Source organism: Aedoeadaptatus nemausensis (genome assembly GCF_903819165.1).
Lineage (GTDB): Bacteria > Bacillota > Clostridia > Tissierellales > Peptoniphilaceae > Aedoeadaptatus > Aedoeadaptatus nemausensis.
In genome coordinates this window covers 1-855 of record NZ_CAIJCS010000053.1, presented here as the reverse complement: position 1 = coordinate 855, position 855 = coordinate 1, and the positions used below count along the sequence as shown (strand labels likewise).

Annotated in this window: 1 protein-coding gene and 1 pseudogene; both read right to left on the bottom strand. The window is 33.5% G+C overall.

Going from position 1 to position 855, the window contains the following annotated elements:
• Nucleotides 1–296: pseudogene (locus PEPTYR26121_RS08725) on the bottom strand (ABC transporter ATP-binding protein); the annotation flags it as partial.
• The coding region (locus PEPTYR26121_RS08720) for an ATP-binding cassette domain-containing protein (RefSeq protein WP_180501041.1) at nucleotides 289–855 on the bottom strand (567 nt) is incomplete at its 5' end. The gene PEPTYR26121_RS08720 and the pseudogene PEPTYR26121_RS08725, both read right to left, overlap by 8 nt.

The following is an 855-nucleotide window of genomic DNA, read 5'->3' as shown; positions in this document are numbered from 1 at the left end:
TCGCCTATTTCTATTCTCTTATGGGCAGCCATAAAATATCCCGCGTGAGTTTGTGCCATTTGAGATGATTTTTGTGTCATGATTTTTCCAACAAGGGAAACTATTAAGATTCCAAGGCAAATAAAGATTGCCTTATAGTCTAAAGTTTTAGCAAAGATATTTACCAACATATAGTAAATTGCACCAAATTGTAGAGCATTAAAGACTGCATGAAAGAATCCAGCCAGAATAGATTTTTTAATATTTGCTTGTTCTTCCTTAGAAAAATTCCATATCTTTTTAAACACCTTAAGCATTTTCATCACCCCTTACATTGGCAGCAACCATTTCCTTATAAAGCTCTGATGACTTTAATAGTTCTTTATGATTTCCATAAGAATCCAATTTTCCATCTTTAATAACAAATATCCTATCGGCATCAACAATTGTCTTTAACCTATGAGCGATTATGATTAAAGTTTTACCCTTAACTAGATTTGCCAAGGCGTTTTGTATGAGAGCTTCATTTTCAGGATCTATATAAGAAGTTGCTTCATCTAAAATTACGATTGGTGCATTCTTTAGCATGGCACGAGCAATAGATATTCTTTGTCTTTCTCCTCCAGATAGATGACCTCCACCTTCTCCAACTCTTGTATCATAACCGTTAGATAGATTCAAAATAAAATCATGGCAAGCAGATTTTTTACATACATCTATAATTTCTTCGTCAGAGGCATTCTTATTTCCAAGCCTAATATTTTCCTTTATAGTCATATCAAAGAGGAAATTGTCTTGGGATACAAAAGAAATAAGTGAAGACAAGTTTTCGAGCGACACATCTTTTGTTTCTACTCCGCCAATTTTAATAGATCC